At 58.7% G+C, this 23,570-nt stretch carries 22 protein-coding genes; 16 read left to right on the top strand and 6 right to left on the bottom strand.

The genetic code is table 11. The features are described 5' to 3' along the window. The first annotated feature begins 398 nt into the window (after window positions 1-398). The 4 genes from ACL2XM_RS17745 (at window position 399) to rlmB (ending at window position 5,735) form a co-directional block, all read left to right on the top strand. Window positions 399-599 (top strand): DUF2065 family protein, encoded by a 201-nt coding sequence (locus ACL2XM_RS17745; protein WP_410012152.1) that lies wholly within the window; start codon window positions 399-401, stop codon window positions 597-599. Between the two features lie 100 nt (window positions 600-699). After that, window positions 700-1,998 carry an adenylosuccinate synthase gene (locus ACL2XM_RS17740; RefSeq protein ID WP_410012151.1) on the top strand — a complete coding sequence of 433 codons (1,299 nt, stop codon included), beginning with the start codon at window positions 700-702 and terminating at the stop codon, window positions 1,996-1,998. Between the two features lie 409 nt (window positions 1,999-2,407). Beyond that, window positions 2,408-4,915 (top strand): ribonuclease R, encoded by a 2,508-nt coding sequence (gene rnr / locus ACL2XM_RS17735; protein WP_410016547.1) that lies wholly within the window; start codon window positions 2,408-2,410, stop codon window positions 4,913-4,915. A gap of 82 nt (window positions 4,916-4,997) precedes the next feature. Next, window positions 4,998-5,735, top strand: a complete 738-nt coding sequence (gene rlmB / locus ACL2XM_RS17730; protein WP_410016546.1) for a 23S rRNA (guanosine(2251)-2'-O)-methyltransferase RlmB — start codon at window positions 4,998-5,000, stop codon at window positions 5,733-5,735. Between the two features lie 70 nt (window positions 5,736-5,805). On the opposite strand, the gene bsmA is transcribed toward rlmB, so the two are convergent. Then, window positions 5,806-6,111, bottom strand: coding sequence for a biofilm peroxide resistance protein BsmA (bsmA, locus tag ACL2XM_RS17725; RefSeq protein WP_413727190.1), 306 nt, complete (start codon window positions 6,109-6,111; stop codon window positions 5,806-5,808). Window positions 6,112-6,183: 72 nt separating this feature from the next. Between bsmA and yjfP the strand changes: the two genes are divergently transcribed. The 5 genes from yjfP (at window position 6,184) to rplI (ending at window position 8,824) form a co-directional block, all read left to right on the top strand. Beyond that, window positions 6,184-6,930 carry an esterase gene (gene yjfP, locus ACL2XM_RS17720; protein ID WP_413731305.1) on the top strand — a complete coding sequence of 249 codons (747 nt, stop codon included), beginning with the start codon at window positions 6,184-6,186 and terminating at the stop codon, window positions 6,928-6,930. Between the two features lie 451 nt (window positions 6,931-7,381). Next, entirely contained in the window at window positions 7,382-7,777 is a 396-nt protein-coding gene (rpsF, locus tag ACL2XM_RS17715; RefSeq protein ID WP_162364108.1) for a 30S ribosomal protein S6, read from the top strand. A 6-nt stretch (window positions 7,778-7,783) separates the two neighbouring features. Next, window positions 7,784-8,101: a primosomal replication protein N gene (gene priB / locus ACL2XM_RS17710; RefSeq protein WP_331120002.1), complete on the top strand. Its 318-nt coding sequence runs from the start codon at window positions 7,784-7,786 to the stop codon at window positions 8,099-8,101. 4 nt (window positions 8,102-8,105) lie between these two features. Continuing rightward, window positions 8,106-8,333: a 30S ribosomal protein S18 gene (gene rpsR / locus ACL2XM_RS17705; RefSeq protein ID WP_048637617.1), complete on the top strand. Its 228-nt coding sequence runs from the start codon at window positions 8,106-8,108 to the stop codon at window positions 8,331-8,333. 38 nt (window positions 8,334-8,371) lie between these two features. After that, window positions 8,372-8,824: a 50S ribosomal protein L9 gene (rplI, locus tag ACL2XM_RS17700; RefSeq protein WP_410016543.1), complete on the top strand. Its 453-nt coding sequence runs from the start codon at window positions 8,372-8,374 to the stop codon at window positions 8,822-8,824. A 150-nt stretch (window positions 8,825-8,974) separates the two neighbouring features. Here the strand turns inward: rplI and ACL2XM_RS17695 are convergent, their stop codons facing one another. Further along, a complete protein-coding gene (locus tag ACL2XM_RS17695) occupies window positions 8,975-9,625 on the bottom strand; it encodes a LysM-like peptidoglycan-binding domain-containing protein (protein ID WP_410016542.1) in 651 nt (216 codons plus the stop codon). A 203-nt stretch (window positions 9,626-9,828) separates the two neighbouring features. Between ACL2XM_RS17695 and ACL2XM_RS17690 the strand changes: the two genes are divergently transcribed. Next, entirely contained in the window at window positions 9,829-10,449 is a 621-nt protein-coding gene (locus ACL2XM_RS17690; protein WP_410016541.1) for a peptidylprolyl isomerase, read from the top strand. A 120-nt stretch (window positions 10,450-10,569) separates the two neighbouring features. After that, entirely contained in the window at window positions 10,570-11,316 is a 747-nt protein-coding gene (cysQ, locus tag ACL2XM_RS17685; protein WP_410016540.1) for a 3'(2'),5'-bisphosphate nucleotidase CysQ, read from the top strand. A gap of 7 nt (window positions 11,317-11,323) precedes the next feature. On the opposite strand, the gene ACL2XM_RS17680 is transcribed toward cysQ, so the two are convergent. Continuing rightward, window positions 11,324-11,893, bottom strand: a complete 570-nt coding sequence (locus ACL2XM_RS17680; protein WP_413731304.1) for a YtfJ family protein — start codon at window positions 11,891-11,893, stop codon at window positions 11,324-11,326. A 297-nt stretch (window positions 11,894-12,190) separates the two neighbouring features. Between ACL2XM_RS17680 and ACL2XM_RS17675 the strand changes: the two genes are divergently transcribed. Beyond that, complete coding sequence (locus ACL2XM_RS17675; protein WP_162364102.1) at window positions 12,191-12,397, top strand: DUF1107 domain-containing protein; 207 nt, start codon at window positions 12,191-12,193, stop codon at window positions 12,395-12,397. A gap of 118 nt (window positions 12,398-12,515) precedes the next feature. Here ACL2XM_RS17675 and ACL2XM_RS17670 read toward each other — a convergent pair whose 3' ends face one another. Continuing rightward, entirely contained in the window at window positions 12,516-13,847 is a 1,332-nt protein-coding gene (locus ACL2XM_RS17670; RefSeq protein ID WP_410016538.1) for a hemolysin family protein, read from the bottom strand. A 289-nt stretch (window positions 13,848-14,136) separates the two neighbouring features. Further along, window positions 14,137-14,778, bottom strand: a complete 642-nt coding sequence (msrA, locus tag ACL2XM_RS17665) for a peptide-methionine (S)-S-oxide reductase MsrA (protein WP_410016537.1) — start codon at window positions 14,776-14,778, stop codon at window positions 14,137-14,139. Window positions 14,779-15,007: 229 nt separating this feature from the next. Between msrA and tamA the strand changes: the two genes are divergently transcribed. The 3 genes from tamA to ACL2XM_RS17650 are packed head-to-tail and all read left to right on the top strand — an operon-like array spanning window position 15,008 to window position 20,906. Next, window positions 15,008-16,744 (top strand): autotransporter assembly complex protein TamA, encoded by a 1,737-nt coding sequence (gene tamA, locus ACL2XM_RS17660; protein WP_410016536.1) that lies wholly within the window; start codon window positions 15,008-15,010, stop codon window positions 16,742-16,744. Next, window positions 16,741-20,556 (top strand): autotransporter assembly complex protein TamB, encoded by a 3,816-nt coding sequence (gene tamB / locus ACL2XM_RS17655; protein ID WP_413731302.1) that lies wholly within the window; start codon window positions 16,741-16,743, stop codon window positions 20,554-20,556. Before tamA ends, tamB begins: the two co-directional genes overlap by 4 nt. Before the next feature lie 2 nt (window positions 20,557-20,558). After that, the gene (locus tag ACL2XM_RS17650) at window positions 20,559-20,906 is read left to right on the top strand and encodes a gamma-glutamylcyclotransferase (protein WP_410016534.1); all 348 of its coding nucleotides are present in this window, start codon (window positions 20,559-20,561) and stop codon (window positions 20,904-20,906) included. A 69-nt stretch (window positions 20,907-20,975) separates the two neighbouring features. Here ACL2XM_RS17650 and ppa read toward each other — a convergent pair whose 3' ends face one another. After that, window positions 20,976-21,503, bottom strand: a complete 528-nt coding sequence (gene ppa / locus ACL2XM_RS17645; protein ID WP_410016533.1) for an inorganic diphosphatase — start codon at window positions 21,501-21,503, stop codon at window positions 20,976-20,978. 270 nt (window positions 21,504-21,773) lie between these two features. Here ppa and ACL2XM_RS17640 point away from each other — a divergent pair, with 270 nt between their 5' ends. After that, window positions 21,774-23,378 carry a methyl-accepting chemotaxis protein gene (locus tag ACL2XM_RS17640; RefSeq protein ID WP_410016532.1) on the top strand — a complete coding sequence of 535 codons (1,605 nt, stop codon included), beginning with the start codon at window positions 21,774-21,776 and terminating at the stop codon, window positions 23,376-23,378. Window positions 23,379-23,570: the final 192 nt, after the last annotated feature.

Below are 23,570 nucleotides of genomic sequence, written 5' to 3'. Positions count from 1 at the left end.
CCCCAGGCACGGTCTCCCTTTAACACGCCTGCCTGGCGATGGGTGTTGGCGGGCCTGCCCTGCCATGGGGTCTCGGTCGGGCGGGAAAGCCACGCCCGATTCGACCCCATCGGCATGGTCTCCCTTTAACACGCCTGCCTGGCGATGGGTGTTGGCGGGCCTACCCTGCCATGGGGTCTCGGTCGGGCGGGAAAACCACGCCCGATTCGACCCCATCGGCATGGTCTCCCTTTAACACGCCTGCCTGGCGATGGGTGTTGGCGGGCCTGCCCTGCCATGGGGTCTCCCTTTAACACGCCTGCTTGGCGATGGGTGTTGGCGCGCTCCTGCCAGGGTTAACACGGTATTGTTATCAAGTACGGGCCCGTTTGTACGGGCCTTTTTTTTATGAGGTCGTCATGAATCCTACTGTATGGATGGCGTTGGGGCTGGTATTGGTGCTGGAAGGCCTCGGTCCTCTGCTGTTTCCGGGCGCCTGGCGCAAAATGATCGGCGCCATGACCACGCTGCCGGATAAATTATTACGTCGCTTCGGCGGCGGTCTAGTGGTGGCCGGCGGTGTAATCTACTACATGTTGCGAAGCAGAATGGGAGGATGATCGCACAGATAAAAAACAGTCCGGCCTGAGGTTAAAAAGTACTGAAAGCCCGGGACTGAGATGTTAGAATCCTTTTTTAAGCAATCTGGTGAATTGAGAGATGGGTAAGAACGTTGTCGTACTGGGCACCCAATGGGGTGACGAAGGTAAAGGCAAGGTCGTAGACCTGCTGACTGAACGGGCAAAATATGTGGTTCGCTACCAAGGCGGACACAATGCCGGTCATACTTTAGTTATCAACGGTGAAAAAACCGTACTTCATTTGATCCCCTCTGGTATTTTGCGTGAAAACGTAACCAGCATCATTGCCAACGGCGTCGTATTATCGCCGGAAGCCTTAATGAAAGAGATGGGCGAACTTGAAGCGCGCGGCGTACCGGTACGTGAACGTTTGCTGATCTCCGAAGCCTGCCCGCTGATCCTTTCCTACCATGTTGCTCTTGATATGGCGCGTGAGAAAGCCCGTGGCGACAAAGCCATCGGCACCACGGGACGCGGCATCGGCCCCGCCTACGAAGATAAAGTTGCGCGCCGCGGCCTGCGCGTCGGCGATCTGTTCAACAAAACCACCTTCGCCGCCAAGCTTAAGGAAATTGTTGAATACCATAACTTCCAACTAGTGAATTATTATAAAGTGGAAGCGGTGGACTACCAGACCATCCTTGACGACGTTCTCGCGGTTGCCGATATCCTCACCGGCCTGGTGGTTGATGTGTCCGAGCTGCTGGACACCGCCCGTAAAAACGGCGAGCTGATCATGTTTGAAGGCGCCCAGGGCACCTTGCTGGATATCGATCACGGTACCTATCCGTATGTCACCTCATCCAATACCACCGCGGGCGGCGTTGCCACCGGCTCGGGTATCGGCCCGCGTTATGTAGACTACGTGCTGGGCATTGTTAAAGCCTATTCCACGCGTGTCGGCGCAGGCCCCTTTCCCACCGAGCTGTTCGATGACGTCGGCGAATACCTTTGCACCAAAGGCAACGAATTCGGCGCGACCACCGGCCGCCGCCGCCGTACCGGCTGGCTGGACGCGGTTGCGGTGCGCCGCGCGGTGCTGATTAACTCTCTTTCCGGTTTCTGCATGACCAAGCTTGATGTGCTTGACGGCCTGAAGGAAGTGAAAATCTGCATTGCCTACCGCATGCCGGATGGCCGCGAACTTAAGACCACCCCGCTGGCGGCCGAAGGATGGGAAGGTATCGAACCTATCTATGAAAGCCTGCCGGGATGGAGCGAATCCACCTTCGGCGTAAAAGAGTTTGATAAGCTGCCGGAAGCGGCCAGGCGTTATATTCGCCGTGTCGAGGAAGTCACCGGCGTACCGGTTGATATTATCTCTACCGGTCCGGATCGCACGGAAACCATGATTTTACGTGATCCTTTTGACGCGTGATCGCGGTTAAATCGTAAAAGCCAAAAAATGTAACAAACCGGGCATTGCCCGGTTTTATATTTATTATCAATAAGTTAGCCCGTCGGTAGCCCCTGTCTCCTCCCCAGCAGTTGACAAGTCTTATAGCCTGATTGGTTCCTAAAGGTTACTCTTATTACCATCGTTTTCTTGTTATCTGTCCTCTTGTCGCCATGCCCGCTGTTAGGGATAGCAGAAGTGCGGTTAGCAGGACGTAAACCCCGATCAATAATATTGATCTGTTGTAGTGCGGATATAGCGTGGATGTTGTGCGGAACGTGGTCGAATCGTCCCAGCCAGCTGTTTAAAACAGGAAATCCGCCGCTCTACACATTATTGCTTGTTGAATGATATCGGCACAGCAACCTGTTTTGGACAATGGAGGTAGCGCATGTCACAAGATCCCTTTCTCGAACGAGAGGCAGAAAAATACGAATTTCCCATCCCCAGCCGGGAGTTTATCCTGGCGCACCTGGCCAAACGGGAAACGCCCGTCAGTCGCGAAGAGTTGGCGCAGGATTTGGGCATTACCGGCGAAGACCAGGTTGAAGGCCTGCGCCGCCGCCTGCGCGCCATGGAGCGCGACGGCCAGCTGATTTTTACCCGCCGGCAGTGCTATGCGCTGCCTGAACGCCTGGATTTGCTGCGTGGCACGGTTATCGGCCATCGCGATGGTTTTGGTTTTTTACGAGTGGAAGGCAGCAAAGACGATTTTTACCTGTCCGCGGAACAGATGAAAATGGCCATTCATGGCGACGTGGTAATGGCGCAGCCCCTGGTGTCCGATCGTAAAGGCCGGCGCGAAGCGCGCATTGTGCGCGTGCTGGTGCCCAAGACCAGCCAGATTGTCGGCCGCTATTTTACCGACGCCGGCAGCGCCTTTGTGGTGCCCGACGACAGCCGGTTGAGTTTTGATATCCTGATCCCGCCGGAAAGCACCGGCGGCGCTCGCATGGGTTTTGTGGTGGTGGTCGAACTGACCCAGCGCCCCACGCGGCGCACCAAGGCGGTCGGCAAGGTGGTGGAGGTGCTGGGCGACAATATGGGTACCAGCATGGCGGTGGATATCGCCTTGCGTACCCATGATATTCCCTATGTCTGGCCGCCGGAAGTGGAAAGCCAGGTCGCGGAGCTGAAGGAAGAGGTGCCCGAGGCGGCAAAACGCGGGCGGGTGGATCTCCGGAGCCTGCCGCTGATGACCATCGACGGCGAGGATGCCCGCGATTTCGATGACGCCGTGTTCGCCGAAAAGAAACGCGGCGGCGGATGGCGTCTGTGGGTGGCCATCGCCGACGTCAGTTATTACGTCCGTCCCAATACGCCGCTGGACAATGAGGCGCGCGGTCGCGGCACGTCGGTGTATTTTCCGTCGCAGGTCATCCCGATGCTGCCGGAAAAACTCTCCAACGGCCTGTGTTCCCTGAATCCGCAGGTGGACCGTTTATGCATGGTCTGCGAAATGACCATCTCCGCGCAGGGACGGCTCTCCTCCTATAAATTTTACGAGGCGGTGATGAATTCCCATGCGCGGCTGACCTATACCAAGGTATGGCAGATCCTGCAGGGCGATCGGGAACTGCGCGAGCACTACCATCCGCTGGTCAAGCCGATCCAAACGCTGCATGAAATGTACCAGACGCTGGAACAGGCCAGGGTACAGCGCGGCGGCATCTCGTTTGAAACCGACGAAGCCAAGTTTATCTTTAACGCCGAGCGCCGCATCGATCGCATCGAACCGGTGAAGCGCAACGACGCGCACAAACTGATTGAAGAATGCATGATCCTGGCCAATATCGCCGCCGCGCGTTTTGTCGAGAAAAACGACGAGCCGGCGCTGTACCGGGTGCATGACCGTCCCAGCAACGATCACATCACCGCGCTGCGCACCGTATTGGCCGAACTGGGCCTGACGCTGGGCGGCGGGATTAAACCGGAGCCGAAAGACTACGCCGAGATGATGAATATCGTCTCCACGCGTCCGGATCACGAGATGCTGCAAACCATGCTGCTGCGCTCGATGAAACAGGCGATTTACGACCCGGAAAACCGTGGTCACTTCGGTCTGGCGCTGCAGGCTTACGCGCACTTTACCTCGCCCATCCGCCGTTATCCGGATCTGTCTTTGCACCGCAGTATTAAATATCTGCTGGCGAAGCAGGAAGGCGAGGCCAAAGGCCGGTCCACCCCCACCGGCGGCTGGCATGCCGAAATGGCGGAAATGCTGCAGTTGGGCCAGCAAAGCTCCATGAACGAGCGGCGGGCCGACGAAGCGACCCGCGATGTGGCCGATTGGCTGAAATGTGACTTTATGCAGGATCACGTCGGCCAGACCTTCAGCGGCATTATCGCAAGCGTCACCGGCTTTGGCTTTTTTGTGCGTCTGAATGATTTGTTTATCGACGGCCTGGTGCACGTTTCAACCCTGGATAACGATTATTACCGCTATGACAATATCGGCCAGCGCTTGATTGGCGAGTCGGGCGGACGGGTCTATCGCCTCGGCGACGTGGTGGAAATCAAGGTTGAGGCGGTCCATATGGATGAGCGTAAAATCGATTTCTCCCTGATCTCCAGCAAGCGGCAGCCCAGAGGCGCGGGTAAAACCGAACGTGTGCGCACGCAGCAGGCCGCACGCGGCGCCACTGGCGGCACCGGTAGCGACGGCAAGCCGCCGCGCCGCCGCCGCTCCGGCCCAAAGGCGGGTAACTTCGAACCGGACAGCGCCTTTCGGCCGAACGATGGCAAAGGGAGCAAACCTAAAAGCGCGCCGTCCAGGGCGGCCAGCGCAGGCGCGTCGGACGCCGCCACCGGCGATAACCCGCCTAAAAAGCCGTCGGCCAGCAAACCACGGCGCAGCAGGAAAAAAAGCGGCGCGGAAAGCAAGCCGGACCAGCAATAAGTCCGGGCGCCAGCGTGCCGGCGACCGCCGGCAGACCTTAATCCATGGGCCGTTACGGCCCATTCGGTGATAAAAGAGCAACATGAGCGAAATCATTTACGGTATTCATGCCGTTAAAGCTTTACTGGAACGCGATCCGCAGCGTTTTCTCGATGTGTATATCATGAAGGGCCGCGACGATCGCCGCCTGCATGAGCTGGTGGTGGCGCTGGAAGCCAACGGTATCGTCATCCAGGTGGCCAATCGCCAATGGCTGGATGAGGCCGCTGAAGGGGCGGTGCACCAGGGCATAGTGGCAAGGGTGCAGGAAGGGCGCCAGCTGCAGGAAAATGATCTGGAGGGGCTGCTGGCACAGCATGCCGCGCCTTTCCTGCTGGTGCTGGACGGGATTACCGACCCGCATAACCTCGGCGCCTGCCTGCGCAGCGCCGATGCCGCCGGCGTACATGCGGTTATCGTGCCGCGCGATCGTTCGGCGCAGCTCAACGCCACCGCCAAGAAAGTGGCCAGCGGCGCGGCGGAAACCGTACCGCTGATTCGCGTCACCAACCTGGCGCGCACCCTGCGCATGTTGAAGGAACACAACGTCTGGATCGTCGGCACCGCGGGCGAGGCGGATCATCATCTGTATCAAAGCAAGCTGACCGGCCCGCTGGCGCTGGTCATGGGCGCGGAAGGCGAGGGCATGCGCCGCCTGACCCGCGAGCACTGCGATGAGCTGATCGGTATCCCGATGGCGGGCTCGGTCTCGTCGCTTAATGTTTCCGTGGCGGCGGGCGTTTGCCTGTTTGAGGCCGTGCGCCAGCGCCAGCTTCCCTGAATGGGCCTGCCGCCGCCGGCGCCGGACAACGTGGCTGGCGGCGAGCGTCCGGCGCCATGACCCTTCCCGCTTAACGATATAAAATGGCCTCGCCGCGCCAAATGCCGGCGATAACGTCTTCCGACAGCATAATGATCTGATAATAGCGGGCCTGGCGGGCATTGGCCTGCGCGCGCAGCGCAGCTTCGGCATCCATCGGGCTGCCGCGTTCCTCGACGGCGATCCGGCCTATTTTGGTCAAGGTGCCGGCCTGATTGCGGCTGATTTCCTGCGCCTGGGCGGTGGGCGCAGGCGGCGGGACAGGCTTGCCTTCAAGCACGCTGCAGCCCGCCGTCAGCATGCTCAGGAGCAGGATTATAGGGTAAAGTGGTTTCATCAATGTCGGCCATAAAAAAACAACGCAGTGAGATAGAGATAGTATAAAAGAATAATGCGAAGGGGGGGCAATATGGTTGAAATGCATCAGGAGTCCGTCGGCGGTATCGACGTCATCCATGCGGTGCCGGCGGGGGGATACCCGCTGCCGCTGCCGACAATTTTCTTTTACCACGGCTATACCTCGTCAAAAGAGGTATACAGCTATTTTGGTTATGCCCTGGCAAAGGCCGGATTTCGCGTTATCCTCCCGGATGCCGCCATGCACGGCGCGCGGTTTGACGGCGACGAGCAGCGGCGCCTGGCCCATTTTTGGGCAATTCTACGCGCTAATATCGACGAGATGCCCGCCATGAAAACACATTACCAGCAGCGGGGGCTTATCGATGACGGGCGCATCGGCGTATGCGGCGCGTCCATGGGCGGCATGACCGCGCTGGGCGCTATGGCGCGCTATGACTGGCTGCGCGTGGCGGCGGACTTTATGGGCTCGGGAGATTATCTGCGGCTGGCGAAAACCCTGTTCCCGCCCGTGGCGCTGACGTCAAGCGCCGGGCAAAAAGAGTTTGAGCGCCAGATGGCCCCCCTGGCCGGCTACGAAGTCTTCCATCAGCTCGATAAGCTGGCAAACCGGCCGCTGTTGATTTGGCATGGCGAAGCCGACCCACTGGTCCCGGCCACGGAAAGCCGCCGCCTGTACCAGGCGCTGGAGGCGCGTGGGCCTCATCAGGCGACATACCTCACCGAACCCGGCATCGGCCATAAAATTACGGTAACCGCGCTGTCCGCCGCCGTGACGTTTTTCGGGCGGCACCTTTAACCCGGCATCCGGCGTCGACGGCGAATAAAAAAGCCCCACAGGGGGGCTAAAATAAACTTACTTTATAATTATTGATGATTCCCTGGTGTTGGGGATTCTATCGCCGCCTTATCCCGGCGGCGCCGGCGACTGTTCACCGTCGCCAGTGATTTATTATTAAACAGTATATGCCAGCGCGCAGGGGAGGGAAATAACACTTTATTGATTGAATAAATCAGTTTTTTTGAACAAAAAACATACATATTGAATAGTTTTTTTGCTAATTAATGCTTTTCTATATAACTGTGCCCGTTCACCGCCGCTTTCCCTGCGCATCGGTCCTTGTATTTGCCGCCGCATAAATGTAAGATTGCGCGTCATTTTTCAGCCGCACAATTATCACGTTCCTTGCTTCCATGGGCCGCGGTTGACCCTGACAGGAGGCTGAATAATCCGTAAGGAGCAATTCTGTATGCGTCATTACGAAATCGTTTTTATGGTTCATCCTGACCAAAGCGAACAGGTTCCAGGAATGATCGAGCGTTATACCGGTGTTATCACCAACGCGCAGGGCATCATTCATCGTCTGGAAGACTGGGGCCGCCGTCAACTGGCTTACCCGATCAATAAACTGCACAAAGCCCACTATGTTCTGTTGAACGTAGAAGCCTCGCAGGAAGTGATCGATGAGCTGGAAACAAACTTCCGCTTCAACGACGCCGTTATTCGCAGCATGATCATGCGCGTTAAACATCCGGTTTCCGAAGCCTCCCCGATGGTCAAAGCAAAAGATGAACGCCGCGATCGCCGTGAAGATTTCGCCACCGAAGCCAACGATGACAATGATGCTGGGGATTCTGAAGAGTAATCGATGATGACGGCGAACCGTCTGATGCTGTCCGGCACCGTGTGCAAGGCACCCATTCGAAAGGTCAGTCCGTCGGGTATTCCTCACTGCCAGTTTGTGCTTGAGCACCGCTCGCAGCAACAGGAAGCCGGTTTTTCACGGCAAGCATGGTGCCGTATGCCCGTGGTGGTCAGTGGAAAACAATCGCAAGAGATTACTCGCAGTATAACGGTCGGTACGCAGCTCACCATCCACGGTTTCATTTGCAGCCATCAAGGCCGCAATGGGCTGAATAAAATGGTCCTGCATGCCGAGCAGATTGAATTGATAGATTCTGGAGACTAGCCAAATGGCACGTTATTTCCGTCGTCGCAAATTCTGCCGTTTCACCGCGGAAGGCGTTATTGAGATTGACTATAAAGACATCGCTACGCTGAAAAACTACATCACCGAAAGCGGTAAAATTGTCCCGAGCCGTATCACCGGTACTCGTGCCAAATACCAACGCCAGTTGGCCCGTGCGATCAAACGCGCGCGCTACCTGTCTCTGTTGCCGTACACTGATCGTCATCAGTAATCGGTCACTGTCCACTAAGACTTTGAGAGGATAAGGTAATGCAAGTTATTCTGCTTGATAAAGTTGCCAACCTGGGTAGCTTAGGCGAACAAGTTAACGTTAAAGCGGGTTATGCCCGTAACTACTTGGTACCGCAAGGTAAAGCCGTTCCGGCCACCAAGAAAAACGTTGAGTATTTTGAAGAGCGTCGTGCTGAGCTGGAAGCCAAGCTGTCTGAAGTTCAGGCCGCGGCCCAGGCTCGCGCCGATAAAATCACTGAACTGGGAAGTGTTACCGTTGCGTCTAAAGCAGGCGACGAAGGTAAACTGTTCGGTTCTATCGGTACGCGCGACATCGCCGACGCCATCACCGCTGCCGGCGTCAACGTCGCCAAAAGTGAAGTGCGCCTGCCTAACGGTGTGCTGCGCACCATCGGCGACCATGATGTCAGCATCCAGGTTCACAGCGAAGTTTTCGCTACCCTGAATGTTATCGTGGTGGCTGAAGCCTAATCGAAAGATTAAGCGATTGATAAAACGCCGGCTTATGCCGGCGTTTTGCTGTCTGGCGCCCGGAGAACGCGCCATGGGCGGTCAACTGCCGGTGGCGAATTTCTGCGCGTTCATGGGGAAGGGTAGCCTGGCCGGGGTTAAGGCCCGCGTTTAATGACGCAGGTAACTGCCGTCGGCCTGCCTGACAAAACGTATGCGGCTGTTGGCGCCGGTTTCAATCGTCAGCGTCTGCACGACACCCTGGGCATTCTGCTGGATTTCCACCTGCTGACCCGCCTGCAAGCTGCTAAGCGGTTTGTCGTCGCCTTCCGCCTGCGCCATCGCGAATACATCCCCTACCGGCAGGTTATGCTCGCGAAACAATTGCGCCAGCGTCTGGCCCTCGACGATGCGATAGCGATGCAGCTGGCCGTCGCCGGCGGCGGGCGCCGGGGCCGGGGCGGCGGACCGGTTATTGTCCACCAGCTCCGCCTGGATAACCGTTCCCTGGCCATTGGCCGCGGTTTTCGCACCGGGGGCGGGCGTGGTATCCGTCGAGGGCGAATAGGGCCAAAGTATCGCCGCCGCGATAATCAACGCGGCAATCAGCACCAGACGGCGATGCAGCGGCGGTAACGGACCCATCCACTGGAAACCGTCGGGTAAGTGCCATACTCTTTTCAGCAGGGTCAGCATTGGCCGGCCTGATGCGTTGGAATCATCATCGGGCAGCAGACGCAGAGGCCACTTCCATTTGAATCCGCCGTAACCCAACGGGGAAAAACGTGGGGTTTTGTTTTTCCCGGGCGAAATTCTGCCCATGATAACCTCTCTTGCAATGGTTTACCTGTTGTAACCCTCGCGAGTATAAAGCGGCGCACAGGGAACCTCCATAGCTTAATTGACCGGTAAGCAAGAAGCCTGCCTGCCCGATGCAGGACTCATATTCATCATAGAGGATTTTACCCCAAACGCCTGCGCTGTTATGCTGCGCCTTTCGCTTTTTACCATTTCAAGGAAAAAACATGAGCGTACCTTCTTTAGACAGCGTGGAAGCCCAGGCCAGTTACGGCATTGGTTTACAAGTGGGCCAGCAGTTGCAGGAGTCGGGACTGGAAGGCCTGCTGCCCGAGGCCCTGCTGGCCGGGCTGAGCGATGCGCTGGCCGGCAATTCCCCGGCGGTGCCGGTTGACGCCATCCACCGCGCCCTGCGCATTATCCATGAACGCGCGGACGCGGTTCGTCTCGATCGCCAGCAGCATCTGGCGGTGGCGGGACAGCAATTCCTGGACGCCAATGCCAAGGAAGAGGGCGTGCGCCAGACGGAGTCCGGTTTGCAGTTTAAGGTCCTGGCGCAGGGCGACGGCGCCATACCGAGCCGCCAGGACCGCGTGAGCGTCCATTATACCGGGCGTTTGCTGGACGGCACGGTATTCGACAGTTCGGTACAGCGCGGCCAGCCGGCGGAGTTTCCGGTTAACGGGGTTATTCCCGGCTGGATAGAAGCCCTGACGCTGATGCCGGTCGGCTCGAAGTGGGAATTGTACATTCCGCACAACCTGGCCTACGGCGAGCGCGGCGCCGGCGCGTCCATACCGCCGTTCAGCGCGCTGATCTTCGAAGTCGAGCTGCTGGAAATCCTCTGATCCCCGCGGGGCGCGTTTGGCGCGCCCCGCCGCCGACACCCGCCGCTAGATTATTCCGATGGCTATTTTGTGAAAAAAAGCTAGTCTGGTGAATATGATGTAATGATCCAGAGGTGAGACATGATTGAACAGATTAGCCGGCTCTCGCGTGAGGCGGGCGCTGCGATTATGCGGGTCTACGATGGCGGTGCGCCCGTCGAGCTGACCCATAAAACCGACGATTCACCGCTCACCGCCGCCGATCTGGCGGCGCATCGGGTTATTGTCGCCGGACTGAAGGCGCTGGCGCCCGATATTCCCATTCTGTCCGAAGAGGACCCGCCGGCGTGGGACGTGCGCCGCGGCTGGACCCGCTTCTGGCTGGTGGACCCGTTGGACGGCACCAAGGAGTTTTTGCGGCGCAACGGCGAGTTCACGGTGAATATTGCCTTGATCGAAGACGGCCAGCCGGTAATGGGCGTGGTGTATGCCCCGGCCACCGATATCCTTTACGCCGCCGACGCCGGCAATGCCTGGAAGATAACGCCTGACGGCGAACGGCTGGCCATCCACTGCAAGGAGGCCCGGCCCCCGCTGGTGGTCATCAGCCGTTCGCACAGCGACGATAGCGAATTACAGGATTATCTGGCCCAACTGGGCGAGCATCAAACGGTGACCATCGGCTCCTCGCTGAAGTTTTGCCTGGTGGCGGAAGGCAGCGCGCAGCTTTATCCCCGCTTCGGACCGACCAGCGTCTGGGATACCGCCGCCGGCCATGCGGTGGCCGCCGCCGCCGGCGCGCTGGTCAACGACTGGACCGGACGCACGTTGGATTACCATCCCCGCGAATCCTTTCTGAATCCGGGTTTCAGGGTGTCGTTGTTCTGAACCGGCCTTAATGCGCGCCGCCTGGCAACAGGCGGTGCAGTAGCGTGGTGACCTGCTGTATCTCGGCAAACGACAGCGCGCCCTCCTTGGCATACCGTACCCGCCCCTGGGCATCCAATACCATGACCGCCGAGCTTTTCGGCTGCAGATGCCACGCCTGCAGTACATTGCCATGGGCATCCAGAATAAACTGGGAACCGGGATAAATGGTCTTGTGATTTTCCACCCAGTTGCGGGCGAACGAGGGCCCGCTGCCGAAGACGGCGTCGTTTTCGTTGATGATTGTCGTCGTTTGGTAATATTTAGCCGGTAAGTTGGTTTTCTTGAGCGCCTCAATCATCGCGGCGTTCATCTCGCTGGCGGAGGATTGGGCGGCAATATGTTGCACCAGTCTGATTTTTCCCGCGAGCTGCGAGCTATCCCAGAATTTATAGCTAAACTTCTCTTTCTGGAGCAGCAATTCGCCTTGTTCGGCGACCGCCACCTTAGGTAGGGTCTTGCCGATAACCAGGCTATGGGCAAGGGCGCCGCAGGATAGCGGCCATGCCAGGAGTAATACGATTAACGGGCAGCGCATGATGCGGCTCCTTTAAGCGAAGGGAGGCCCGGATCGGCGCCGGGCGAGGGGGTTACCACCCCGATCGCCGTATTGCGCCGGATGACCAAGCTAATGCGTTTTCAGCATATTAGTACTGCTGTAATAGATAGGGCTTTTATAGCATTCTGTCAAATTGTGTAAAAGCAGCTCAGTGTTCTGTTGTTGCGTGAACTTAAGCACATATGAAGACTCTTATAAAGTGCTAGTGTGAGTTCCCTTGCCGGGTTTAACAACGCAACGGCAGGACGAGAAAAATAACGGGAGTTGAGTAAAAAAATGAGAATCTTCCATCGCTATAACGCTATCAAGGTAGCAACCTACGTTAAGACTTTATTCCGCGGTCGTATTTATATCAAAGGCTTCGGCGCCTTCGAATTTGATAAAGGCAAGATTTTGCTGCCGAAGGTGCGCGACAAGCAGCATTTCCACGTCATGTCGGAAGTCAACCGGCAGGTCATGCGGCTCCAGTCCGACATGGGCTGACCGGCCCTTTTCCTGATTACCTTGTCCGCAATACGATAATGACCTGCCCCCCGGCGACTGCGCGCCCGGGGGCAGGATAAATCGCGCCTAACGGCGGGACGTGGACCGGACTTTCGCCTCAGGCAACGTGCGAGGTGTCCGTCGTCTTGGCCAGCACCAGCGTGGATTTTTCCTCAATACGGGTCACCAGCAGCTGATCGATTTTATAGCTGTCGATGTCCACCACTTCGAATTTATAGCCGCCATAGCGCACAAAATCAGTACGTTTAGGTATCTTGCGCAGCATGAACATCATAAACCCGCCGATGGTTTCATAATTTCCCGCCTGCGGGAACTCATCGATATGCAGCACCCGCATCACGTCGTCGATGGGCGTGCCGCCCTCGATAAGCCACGAATTCTCGTCACGGGTAACGATCTGCTCTTCCAGCCCCTGTCCCACCAGGTCGCCCATCAGGGTGGTCATCACGTCGTTAAGGGTAATGATGCCCACCACCAGCGCGTATTCGTTAAGGATCACCGCAAAGTCCTCGCCCGCGGTCTTGAAGCTTTCCAGCGCTTCCGACAGGGTCAGGGTATCCGGTACGATCAGCGCCGAGCGGATCTGGACGCCGCTGTTCAACGCCAGGCTTTGGTTGCCCAGCACGCGGTTAAGCAAATCTTTCGAATCCACATAACCGACAATATGGTCAATGTTGGCGTCGCAGACCAAAAACTTTGAGTGAGGATGCGTTGAGATTTTTTCTTTTATACTGTCCTCGGTCTCGCGCAAATCGAAATAGATAATGCTTTCGCGCGACGTCATGGACGAGGGCACCGTGCGGGACTCCAGCTCAAACACATTCTCGATGAGCTCATGCTCTTGCTTGCGCAGCACGCCCGCCAGTGCGCCGGCCTCCACCACCGCGTAGATATCATCGGAGGTAATATCGTCCTTGCGCACCATCGGCAGCTTCAGCATGCGGAAAATGACGTTGGCCAAACCGTTAAACAGCCAGACCAGCGGGCGGAAAACCAGCAGGCAGAAGCGCATCGGGTTGATAATCCGGATGGCGCAAGCCTCCGGTGAAATCATACCGATGCGTTTCGGGGTTAAATCGGCGAACAGGATAAACAGGCTGGTGACCAGCGTAAATGAACAGATAAAACTGATTTGATCGGCCATCTCCGGCGACATAAAACGAATAAGAATGGAGGCGAAGGAAGGTGAGAACGCCGCATCGCCCACGATACCGCCGAGGATAGCCACCGCGTTCAGGCCGATTTGGATGACGGTAAAGAAGATGCCGGGCGTCTCCTGGAGCTTAAGCACGCGTTTGGCGTTGATATTCCCTTCATCCGCCATCAGCTTGAGTTTAATTTTGCGCGAAGCGGCGAGGGAGATTTCCGATACGGAAAAAAATGCGCTCACCGCGATTAATAGCAGGATAAGCAGGATACTGTTTAGCATAATTCGACCACTTCGGGCTGACAGTTATGCCAGCGCGCCTTTGAAGGGCAACGTGTTGGTTAAAGATAACATATTTCAGTCTGTTACGGGGAGCCGAAACGTCATTTACGGCTGCGGGCAGCCTGCAGCGACAATGGTCAGCCCGTTGCGGATACGCGACGTCATCAACTGCCCGACCGACAGTGGGCACAGTATAACAGCAGCCCCCTGGGGGCTGCTAAGATTAATAACATGATGGTTTCCGGCGTCTTGGCCAGAGCCGGTTTATCAACAGGCCCCGCTGGCGAGATTACGCCTGCGGCGGCATGCATACCCCGATGCCGCCGAGATTACAGTACCCCTGCGGATTTTTGTGCAGATATTGCTGGTGCTCGTCCTCGGCATAGTAGAACGGCGTGGCCGGTTCGATGGCGGTGGTGATGGCGCGCCGATCGCCGGCCTGCTCCATCGCCTGCTGGAAACGCTGTTTGCTGGCCTGCGCCTCGCGTTCCTGCTCCGGGGTCAGCACAAAAATCGCGGAGCGATATTGCGAACCGATATCGCCGCCCTGGCGCATACCCTGCGCCGGATCGTGATTTTCCCAGAAATACTGCAACAGCTCGCGATAGCTGATGATTGCCGGGTCAAACACCACCCGCACCGCTTCCGCATGGCCGGTCTGGCCGGTACAGACTTCGCGATAGGTGGGGTTCGGCGTATAGCCGCCGGCAAACCCCGCCGCCGTGCTGTAAACCCCCGGGATCTGCCAGAACAAACGCTCCACGCCCCAATAACATCCCATGGCGAACAGCGCCACCTCCATATGATCGGGAACGTGAGTCATGGAATGGCCGTTAACCACATGGGTGGTCGCCACCGGCATCGGCGTCAGGCGGCCCGGCAGGGCTTCGCTTTGTGATACAAGCTGGGTTTTATCAAAATTCTGCGCCACGATAGACTCCTGTTGAGACGATTATCGAAATAATGGGCTATTGCCTGTTGTCTTGTACACTTTCTTTACAGACAATAAACGCCAATATTACGTTAAGCTGTAAGCTTATGACTGTATTTTAGGGTAAAAGGACTAAAAACAACCCCAGGGTCGTTTAATAATAAATATGACGGCGATTGTGCGCGTAAGGAATCCACCCGCGGGAAAGTAAGAAAATTCAGGAGCCAGCGTGCCAAATAATCGCCTTCTTTGCCTGTTTTGCATTCTACTGGCTACGCCATGGTCCTACGCCGCCAACGTGCGGTTGCAGGTGGAAGGACTGGAGGGAGAATTGCAGCGTAATGTCCGCGCGCGCCTGTCCACCATCGGCGCGGATGAAATCACGGCCGATGCGCGATTCCAGGCGCGCGTCGACGGCGTGGTGCGGGAAGGGCTGCGCGCCCTGGGCTACTACTCGCCGCAAATCGATTTTGAGTTCCGCCCGGCGGTCAACGGCGGACGGCCCGTGCTGCTGGCCAAGGTTGCGCCCGGCCAGCCGGTGAAAATCGCCGGCGTGAACATCAGTCTGCGCGGCGACGCGCGCACCGATAGGGATTACCTGGGCCTGGTGCGGCGCAGCCGGCCGGCCATCGGCAGCGTGCTCAATCATGGCGATTACACCAATTTTATCAGCGGCATGACCGGCCTGGCGGTACGCAACGGTTATTTTGACGCGGATTTCCCCAAGCGGCAGCTTGGCGTATCGCCGGAACGCCACGAAGCGTTCTGGGATGTGATCTTTGACAGCGGCCAGCGTTACCGCTTCGGCAAGGTGCGTTTTCACGGCGCGCAAATCCGCGAGGACTACCTGCAGAATATTCCCGCTATCCGCGAGGGCGACGAGTACAGCGCCGTCTCGCTGGCGGAGCTTAACCGCCAGCTTGCCGCCACCAACTGGTTTAACTCGGTGGTGGTCTCGCCCGATTTCAGCGCCGGGAAAACCAATAAGGTCCTGCCGCTGGACGCGGTGGTAACGCCGCGCAGCCGCAATATTATCGAAACCGGGGTCGGATTTGCCTCCGACGTCGGGCCCCGGGTCAGAACCACCTGGAACCGGCCCTGGCTCAACGACCGGGGCCATAGCCTGCAGACCACGCTGAGCGTATCCGCTCCCGAGCAGGCGCTGGATTTCAGTTATAAAATCCCGCTGCAAAAAAGCCCGCTGGAGCAATATTATGTGGTGCAAAGCGGGTTTAAGCGCGAAGACCTTAACGATACCAAATCCGATGCCACCACGGTCAACGTGGCGCGCTTCTGGGATTCTTCTTCCGGCTGGCAGCGCTCGGTCAACCTGCGCTGGAGCCTGGACCATTTTACCCAGGCCAATGTCACCGATACCACCATGCTGCTCTATCCCGGCTTCACGGTTAACCGTACCCGGCAGCGCGGCGGGCTGATGCCCACCTGGGGCGACTCCCAGCGTTATTCCATCGACGTGTCCGATACCACCTGGGGCTCGGATGTGGATTTTTTCATTCTGCAGGCGCAAAACGTCTGGGTACGCACCCTGGCGGATAAACACCGTTTCGTGGCGCGCTATAACCTGGGCTGGATCGAAACCAATAATTTTGATCGCGTGCCGCCGTCCCTGCGTTTTTTCGCCGGCGGCGATCGCAGCATCCGCGGCTACCGGTTCCGGGCCATATCTCCCCGCGACGAGGATGGCAAGCTAACCGGCGCCTCGAAGCTGGCCACCGGTTCCCTGGAGTATCAATACAATGTGACCGGCAGGTGGTGGGGAGCCACCTTTATCGATACCGGCCAGGCGGTGAATGATTTCCGGCAGACCAGCCTGAAAACCGGCGCCGGCGTCGGGGTAAGATGGCAGTCGCCGGTAGGCCCGATCAAACTGGACGTGGCCGCGCCCGTAGGCGATCCCGAGGAACATGGATTGCAGTTCTACATAGGATTAGGGACAGAACTATGAGTCTTGCAAAAAAAATCGGCCTCGGCATCCTGACCGTTATCGTACTGCTGCTCGGCGCGCTGGCGTATCTGATCGGCACCACCAGCGGCCTGCATCTGCTGCTGAACGGCGCCGCGCGCTGGGTGCCGGGACTGGACATCGTCAGCGTCAGCGGCGGCTGGCGCGATCTGACGCTGAAGGGGGTGCGCTATCAGCAGCCGGGCATGACGGTAAACGCGAACGAGCTGCATCTCGCGCTTGATTTCTCCTGCTTTCGGCACAGTGCGCTGTGCGTCAACGATCTTGCCTTGAGCGGGGTGGATGTGGCGATTGACACCGCCGCGCTGGCGCCGGGCCAGCCGGACGCCCCGGCCGCGGCGCAGGACACCACGGCGATAAGTACCCCCTATCCGCTGATCCTGCGTAATCTCAGCGTCAACGGGGTGCGGGTGCAAATCGACCATACGGTCATCGCCCTGGACAGGTTCCACAGCGGCATGGATTTTCGCGGCAATACGCTTATCGTCACGCCCACGGAGATTAATGGCCTGCTGGTGGCCCTGCCGAAAGCGGCGGCGGTGCTGGCCGACCAGGCAATCGACGCCGTGGCCCAGACCGATGAGCAACGACGCGCCGCCGCCCGCCTGGCGGCCGAAAAGGCGGCGGCACAGGCGCCGCCCTTGGCGGAAACCTTAAAGGCGCTATTCGCCGCCCCCGTGTTGCCCGGATTGCCGGATATCCAGGTGCCGCTCAATATCCAATTGCAGGAACTGCGCGGTACGGACCTGCGGCTTACCGGCGATACCGATATCCAGGTAACAAGCTTCCTGATGCAGGGGCGGACGCTGGATCGGGAGATCACCCTGGAACGCCTGCGCATCGACGCCGTGCAGGGTTTGCTGAGCGCCAGCGGCAAGGCGCGCCTGGAGGGACAATGGCCGCTGGAATTAACCGTTAACACCCAACTGAATATCGATCCGGTCAAGGGCGAGAGGATCAGGCTGACGGTCGGCGGCAGTTTACGCGATCGCCTGGATACCGCCCTGAATTTTTCGGGGCCGGTCAAGGCGCAAATCAATGCCGGCCTGCGCCTGGCCGACAGCGGCCTGCCGCTGGAGGTGACGTTCGCCAGTCCTGGCGCGCAGTGGCCATTGACCGGCGAACCGCAGTATCGCCTGCGCGATCTGGCGCTGAAGGTTGATGGCAAGGCGGTGGATTATACGCTTGCCATGCAGGGCGCCGTCAGCGGCGAGGGCCTGCCGCCGGCGGATCTGTCCCTTGAGGGGAAAGGCAATCCCACGCAGTTTACCTTGACGCGCCTGCGCGTGGCGGCTCTGGAGGGAACGACCGATCTGACGGCGGTGATTGACTGGAGCGACGCGGTGAGCTGGCGGAGCGAACTGACGCTCAGCGGCATCAATACCGCCCGGCAATGGCCCGATTGGCCGGCCCGGCTCGCGGGCAAGATTTCCACCCGGGGCAGCATCCACGGCGGCAGCTGGCAGCTGCGTATCCCCGAACTGACGCTTAACGGCAATATCAAACAAAACCCGGTGACCGCCCGCGGTTCCCTGAGCGGCAACGCCGCCGGGCAGTGGCATATTCCCGATCTCCGGCTGGCGCTGGGGCGCAACAGCCTGGATATCAAGGGTGATTTAAACCAGCAACTGGCTCTCGACGCCGTGCTCGATGCGCCGAACCTGAACGGCGTCCTGCCCGGCCTTGCCGGCACCGCCCGCGGCCGGTTCACGGTACGGGGCGAGCGGCAGACGCCGCAGGTCAACATGGATCTGAACGCCGTCGGGCTGCGCTGGCAGTCCCTGGCCGTGCGTCGCATCGCCCTGGCCGGCAATCTCCGCGTTAGCGATATCGTGCGCGGCGACCTGAACCTGCGCCTGGATCAACTCCAGCAGGATAACCTGCTGGTGCGCCAGCTTAGCCTGGCGGTAACCGGCGACGAGCGCCGCCACCAGCTGCGCCTGAATTTGCAGGGCGATCCGATTGCCGGCGAGCTATCGCTTAACGGCGGGTATGATCGGCAGCGGCAGCGCTGGCAAGGCGCCCTGACCCAGACGCGTATCGGCACGCCGGTGGGCGACTGGCGGTTAACCCGCGCCATGACGCTGGATTATCAGCATAGCTCGCAGCGCGTCGTTATCGGCCCCCACTGCTGGCAGAATCCCAACGCCCGGCTTTGTGTTCCCGCCGCCATCGACGCCGGCGCCGGCGGCCGGGCCGCGGTGGTGCTCGAGCGTTTCGATCTGGCGATGATCCGTCCCTTCCTGCCGGCGGACACCGCGCTGGGCGGCCTGTTTACCGGCCGGGCGGAGGTGAGCTGGCAACCGGGCGGCGGATTGCCCCAGGCGCGAATCGCCCTGGTGGGCAGGGGGGTAAAGGTGGTACAAAATGTCCAGGGCAATGCGTTGCCGATAGCCTTCGAGACGTTAAATCTCAACGCCGGCCTGGATCACGACCGCGCGCGTCTGGACTGGCAGGTGGGCATCGCCGGCAACGGCCAGTTTACCGGCCAGGTGGCGGTGGCCGATCCCCAGGGGCGGCGCACGCTTTCCGGCGACGTTACTATCAGCCGGCTGTCGCTGTCTGTCCTTAACCCCATTTTGTCGCGGGGAGAAAGCGCCGCCGGCATCCTGGACGCCCGTCTGCGCGTCGGCGGCAGCGTCGCCCGGCCGCAGCTGTATGGGCAATTGGGCCTGGACCGGCTGCTGATGCGCGGCAACTGGATGCCGTTTGCCATGAATGAGAGCCGTCTGGCGATGGTGTTCAACGGCACCAGTTCGACACTGCAAGGGGTTATCCATACCACCCATGGACAGCTTAACCTTGGCGGCAGCGCCGACTGGAGCAATATCAGCGCCTGGCGCGCGCGGATCGCCGCCCAGGGCTCCGGGATAAGAATTACCGTGCCGCCCATGGTGCGCATGGATGTCTCACCTGATATTGTGTTGGAGGCCGCGCCGCAGGTCTTTACCCTTAACGGCCGGGTCGATATACCCTGGGCGCGGATCGAGGTGAAGGAATTGCCGCCGAGCGCGGTGGGCGTGTCGCCCGACGAAGTGATCCTCGATAAGCAGCTGCGCCCGGTGGAACAGGCAAAGGTCAACACGGTTATCAACAGCAACCTGGTTATCCATGTCGGCCGCGATGTGCGGCTGGATGCCTTCGGACTGAAGGCGCGGCTGGAGGGCGATCTGAAAATGATCCAGGATAAGCAGGGCCTGGGCCTGAACGGCCAGATCAATATCCCGTACGGCCGTTTCCGGGCCTATGGGCAGGATTTGAGCGTCCGGCGCGGGCAATTGATGTTCGCCGGTCCGCCGGATCAGCCGCTGCTGAACGTTGAGGCCATTCGTAACCCGGATAACACGGCGGACGGTGTGATCGCCGGCGTCAGGGTGACCGGCATGGCGGATCAGCCACGGCTTGAGGTGTTCACCGAACCGGTGAAATCGCAGCAGGAGGCGCTGTCTTACCTGCTGCGGGGCCAGGGGCTTAATACGCCCGGCGCCGACAGCAGCGCGATGACGTCGATGTTAATCGGGATGGGGGTTGCGCAAAGTGGGCAACTTGTGGGTAAAATCGGCGCAGCGTTCGGGGTAAGTAATTTAACCCTGGATACGCAAGGTGTCGGCGACGAGTCCCAGGTCGTGGTCAGTGGTTATGTTGCACCCGGCTTGCAAGTTAAATATGGGGTCGGTATTTTTGATTCATTGGCAACGTTAACGTTACGTTACCGTTTAATGCCGAGACTTTATCTGGAAGCCGTGTCTGGTCTCGATCAGGCATTGGACTTGCTCTATCAGTTTGAGTTTTAACAATGCGAATAATTGTCTACGGTAGTCTGCGACGCAATCAAGGCAACAGTCATTGGATGACGAACGGCCAGTGGTTAGGCGATCACGTGATCTCCGGCTTTGAATTATACGATCTCGGTCATTATCCGGCGGTCGTCCCCGGCACGGGAACGGTATATTGTGAGGTATATCGCATTGATTCCTCGACGTTGGCCGAGTTGGATGCCCTGCGCACCAAAAGCGGCGAGTATAAACGGGCCCTGATCGCGACGCCTTACGGCGGCGCCTGGATGTATGTCTACCAGCGGCCGGTGGAGGGATTGCGGCGGTTGTTGAGTGGGGACTGGGTAAAACGCGCCGAAGAATCCTGAACCCTGAGTGATGGCAAGGAAATGCGCAAACCAGGCTTTGCGCATTTCCTGGACAGGGACAGGCGTAACTTATTTCTTAGCGCGTTCGAAGGAGGCGATAATTTCCGCTTTAGCGGCTTCCGCGTTTTCCCAGCCCGACACTTTCACCCATTTGCCTGCTTCCAGATCTTTATAATGTTCGAAGAAATGGGTGATTTGCGCCCGCAGCAGCGGAGACAAGTCTTCCACGTCTTTCACATTGTCGTACTCTTTGGTCATTTTGGTGTGCGGCACCGCCACCAGCTTGGCGTCTTCGCCGGCTTCGTCGGTCATCTTGAGCACGCCTACCGGGCGGCAGCGAATAACGGAACCGGGTTGCAGCGGGTACGGCGTCGGCACCAATACATCGACCGGATCCCCGTCGAGCGAGAGGGTATGGTTGATGTAACCGTAGTTGCAAGGGTAAAACATCGCGGTGGACATGAAACGATCGACAAACAGCGCACCGGTTGCTTTATCAACTTCGTATTTGATCGGGGAAGCGTTGGCCGGGATTTCAATCACGACGTAAATATCCTCGGGAAGATCTTTTCCTGCCGGTACCAGATTCAAGCTCATGTCAGTTTCCTTAACCTTTCCAATAATAATGGCCTAGCGCCTATTATAACCAAAAAATGCGGTAGTTCACCGCCGAATACTTGCCTGCGGCGAATTAACCGACCCAATCCGGCCTGTGAGGTGACTCACATAACGGATATATAACGGATTGATCCCCGCTGAATCGATAAAGTCTTCGCCGGTGCCACCGATAACCGATGCAGGGCGGAGTGTACAGCCTCTGCCGGGTGATTTGTATTCATCAACATCTGAAAATGCAGGGGCGGAGCTATGTTGAAAACCATGAGCGTCAAGGTTGGATTACTGACCTGGCTGATCGTGATGACCATTATTTTATTTATTGTCGGTGGTATCGGCATTCGTACCATTCAGCAAAGTTCACGTTCCCTGCAAGCCATTAACCAGGTTCAGGGCGAGGAGCTGGGCCTGTTATCCCGCAGCTATAACGCTTCGCTCAGGGCGCGCACAGAGGCGTCACTGGCGGTAAGGCAGTATGAGACCGGCCTTATCAACGAAGCCCAGGCATCGACGGCCAATGTCAAGGCGTTGGCCAAGCTGGCCGACCAAGATATGGCGGCGTTTCTGGCGACCGGTTCGGTGACCGCCGAGGGCGCCAGGCGCGCCCAGCAGCTGAACCTGGTGTATCAGCGTTATAATGAACAGGGCGTCAAGCCCGTCATGGTCGCCCTGAATAATGCGAATCCGGACGGGTATTATCAGGTGCTGGAGACGCAGCTTACTCCGCTCAGCCTGGAGATGGATAAGGCGCTGGACACTTTTCAGCACTATGCGCTGCAGACCGGGCAGCAGATCCAGCGTGACGCCGCCGATGCCGCCCGTATCCAGTTGATGCTGACGATTGTCGCCTGTGTGCTGGCCCTGGTGTTGTCGGTGATAGCCTGGCTGGCGGTGCGCAGATTTATCCTGCGTCCGCTGGATGGCGCCATTGTCCATCTGGAACATATTGCCGCCGGCTCGCTGTATTATCCGGTGAGCGCCAGTAAAGCCACCGAGCTGGCGCGTCTGAACAATGCGCTGTCGTTGATGCAGGATGCGCTGGCCGGCACCGTGAGCGAGGTGCGTGTGGCGGGCGGCCAAATCGATACCGGCACGCGGGAATTGGCCCAGGGCAATACCCATCTTTCCCAGCGGACAGAAGCCTCCGCCGCGGCGCTTGAACAGACGGCGGCGAGTATGGAGCAGCTGACCCAGACGGTGAAACTGAATGCCGAGCATGCCCGTCAGGCCCATGAGCTGGCCAGGGCGGTGTCCGATACCGCCGACAAGGGGAGCGAGGTGGTCTGTTACGTGATTGAAAAGATGCAGGCGATTACCGCGAGTTCGCGTCGTATCGCCGATATCCTGGGCGTGATTGACGGTATTGCGTTCCAGACCAATATCCTGGCGCTGAACGCGGCGGTGGAAGCGGCGCGCGCCGGCGAGCAGGGCAGGGGATTTGCGGTGGTGGCCGGGGAGGTGCGTAACCTGGCCCATCGCAGCGCGGAGGCGGCGAAGGAGATCAAGGGGTTGATCCAAGAGTCGCAGGGGCGGGTTAACGAGGGGTCGGAGATGGCCCATACCGCCGGCGAGACCATGGATGAAATTTCCGAGGAAGTGATGCGGGTGACCAAGCTGATGCGTGAGATTTCCAATGCCACCGATGAGCAGAGCCGCGGCATTGAACAGATTAGCCTGGCGGTGTCGCAGATGGACGCGGTGGCGCAGCAGAACGCCTCGTTGGTGGAGGAATCAAGCGCGGCGACGCGTTCGCTGCAGGCGCAGTCGCAGCAGTTGGCGAAGAGTATGGCGGTGTTTCAGCTTGAGGAGGTGGCGGCAGTGGCGGAAGAAGTGAGTGACGTGGAGGCGGCGGCCTGAAGGTGTAGTACCGCTGATCTGGCGTTGGCGCGTGCTCCCTTGGACATATCTGTGTTGAGTTCGGCGTTGGCGGGCAGATATGGTCCGGCCATCATATTGGGCACCCGTGAATATGGATGTCGCCACGGCGGGGGGGTGTAGCTTGCGGCGGGGGTTATGTCGTTGCGGTAAGGTTTATGATGCCGCGGTGAG

Source organism: Sodalis sp. RH20 (assembly GCF_047324205.1).
GTDB lineage: Bacteria > Pseudomonadota > Gammaproteobacteria > Enterobacterales > Enterobacteriaceae > Acerihabitans.
Note: the sequence above shows the minus strand (reverse complement) of the source record. Positions and strands in the feature narration are given on the sequence as shown.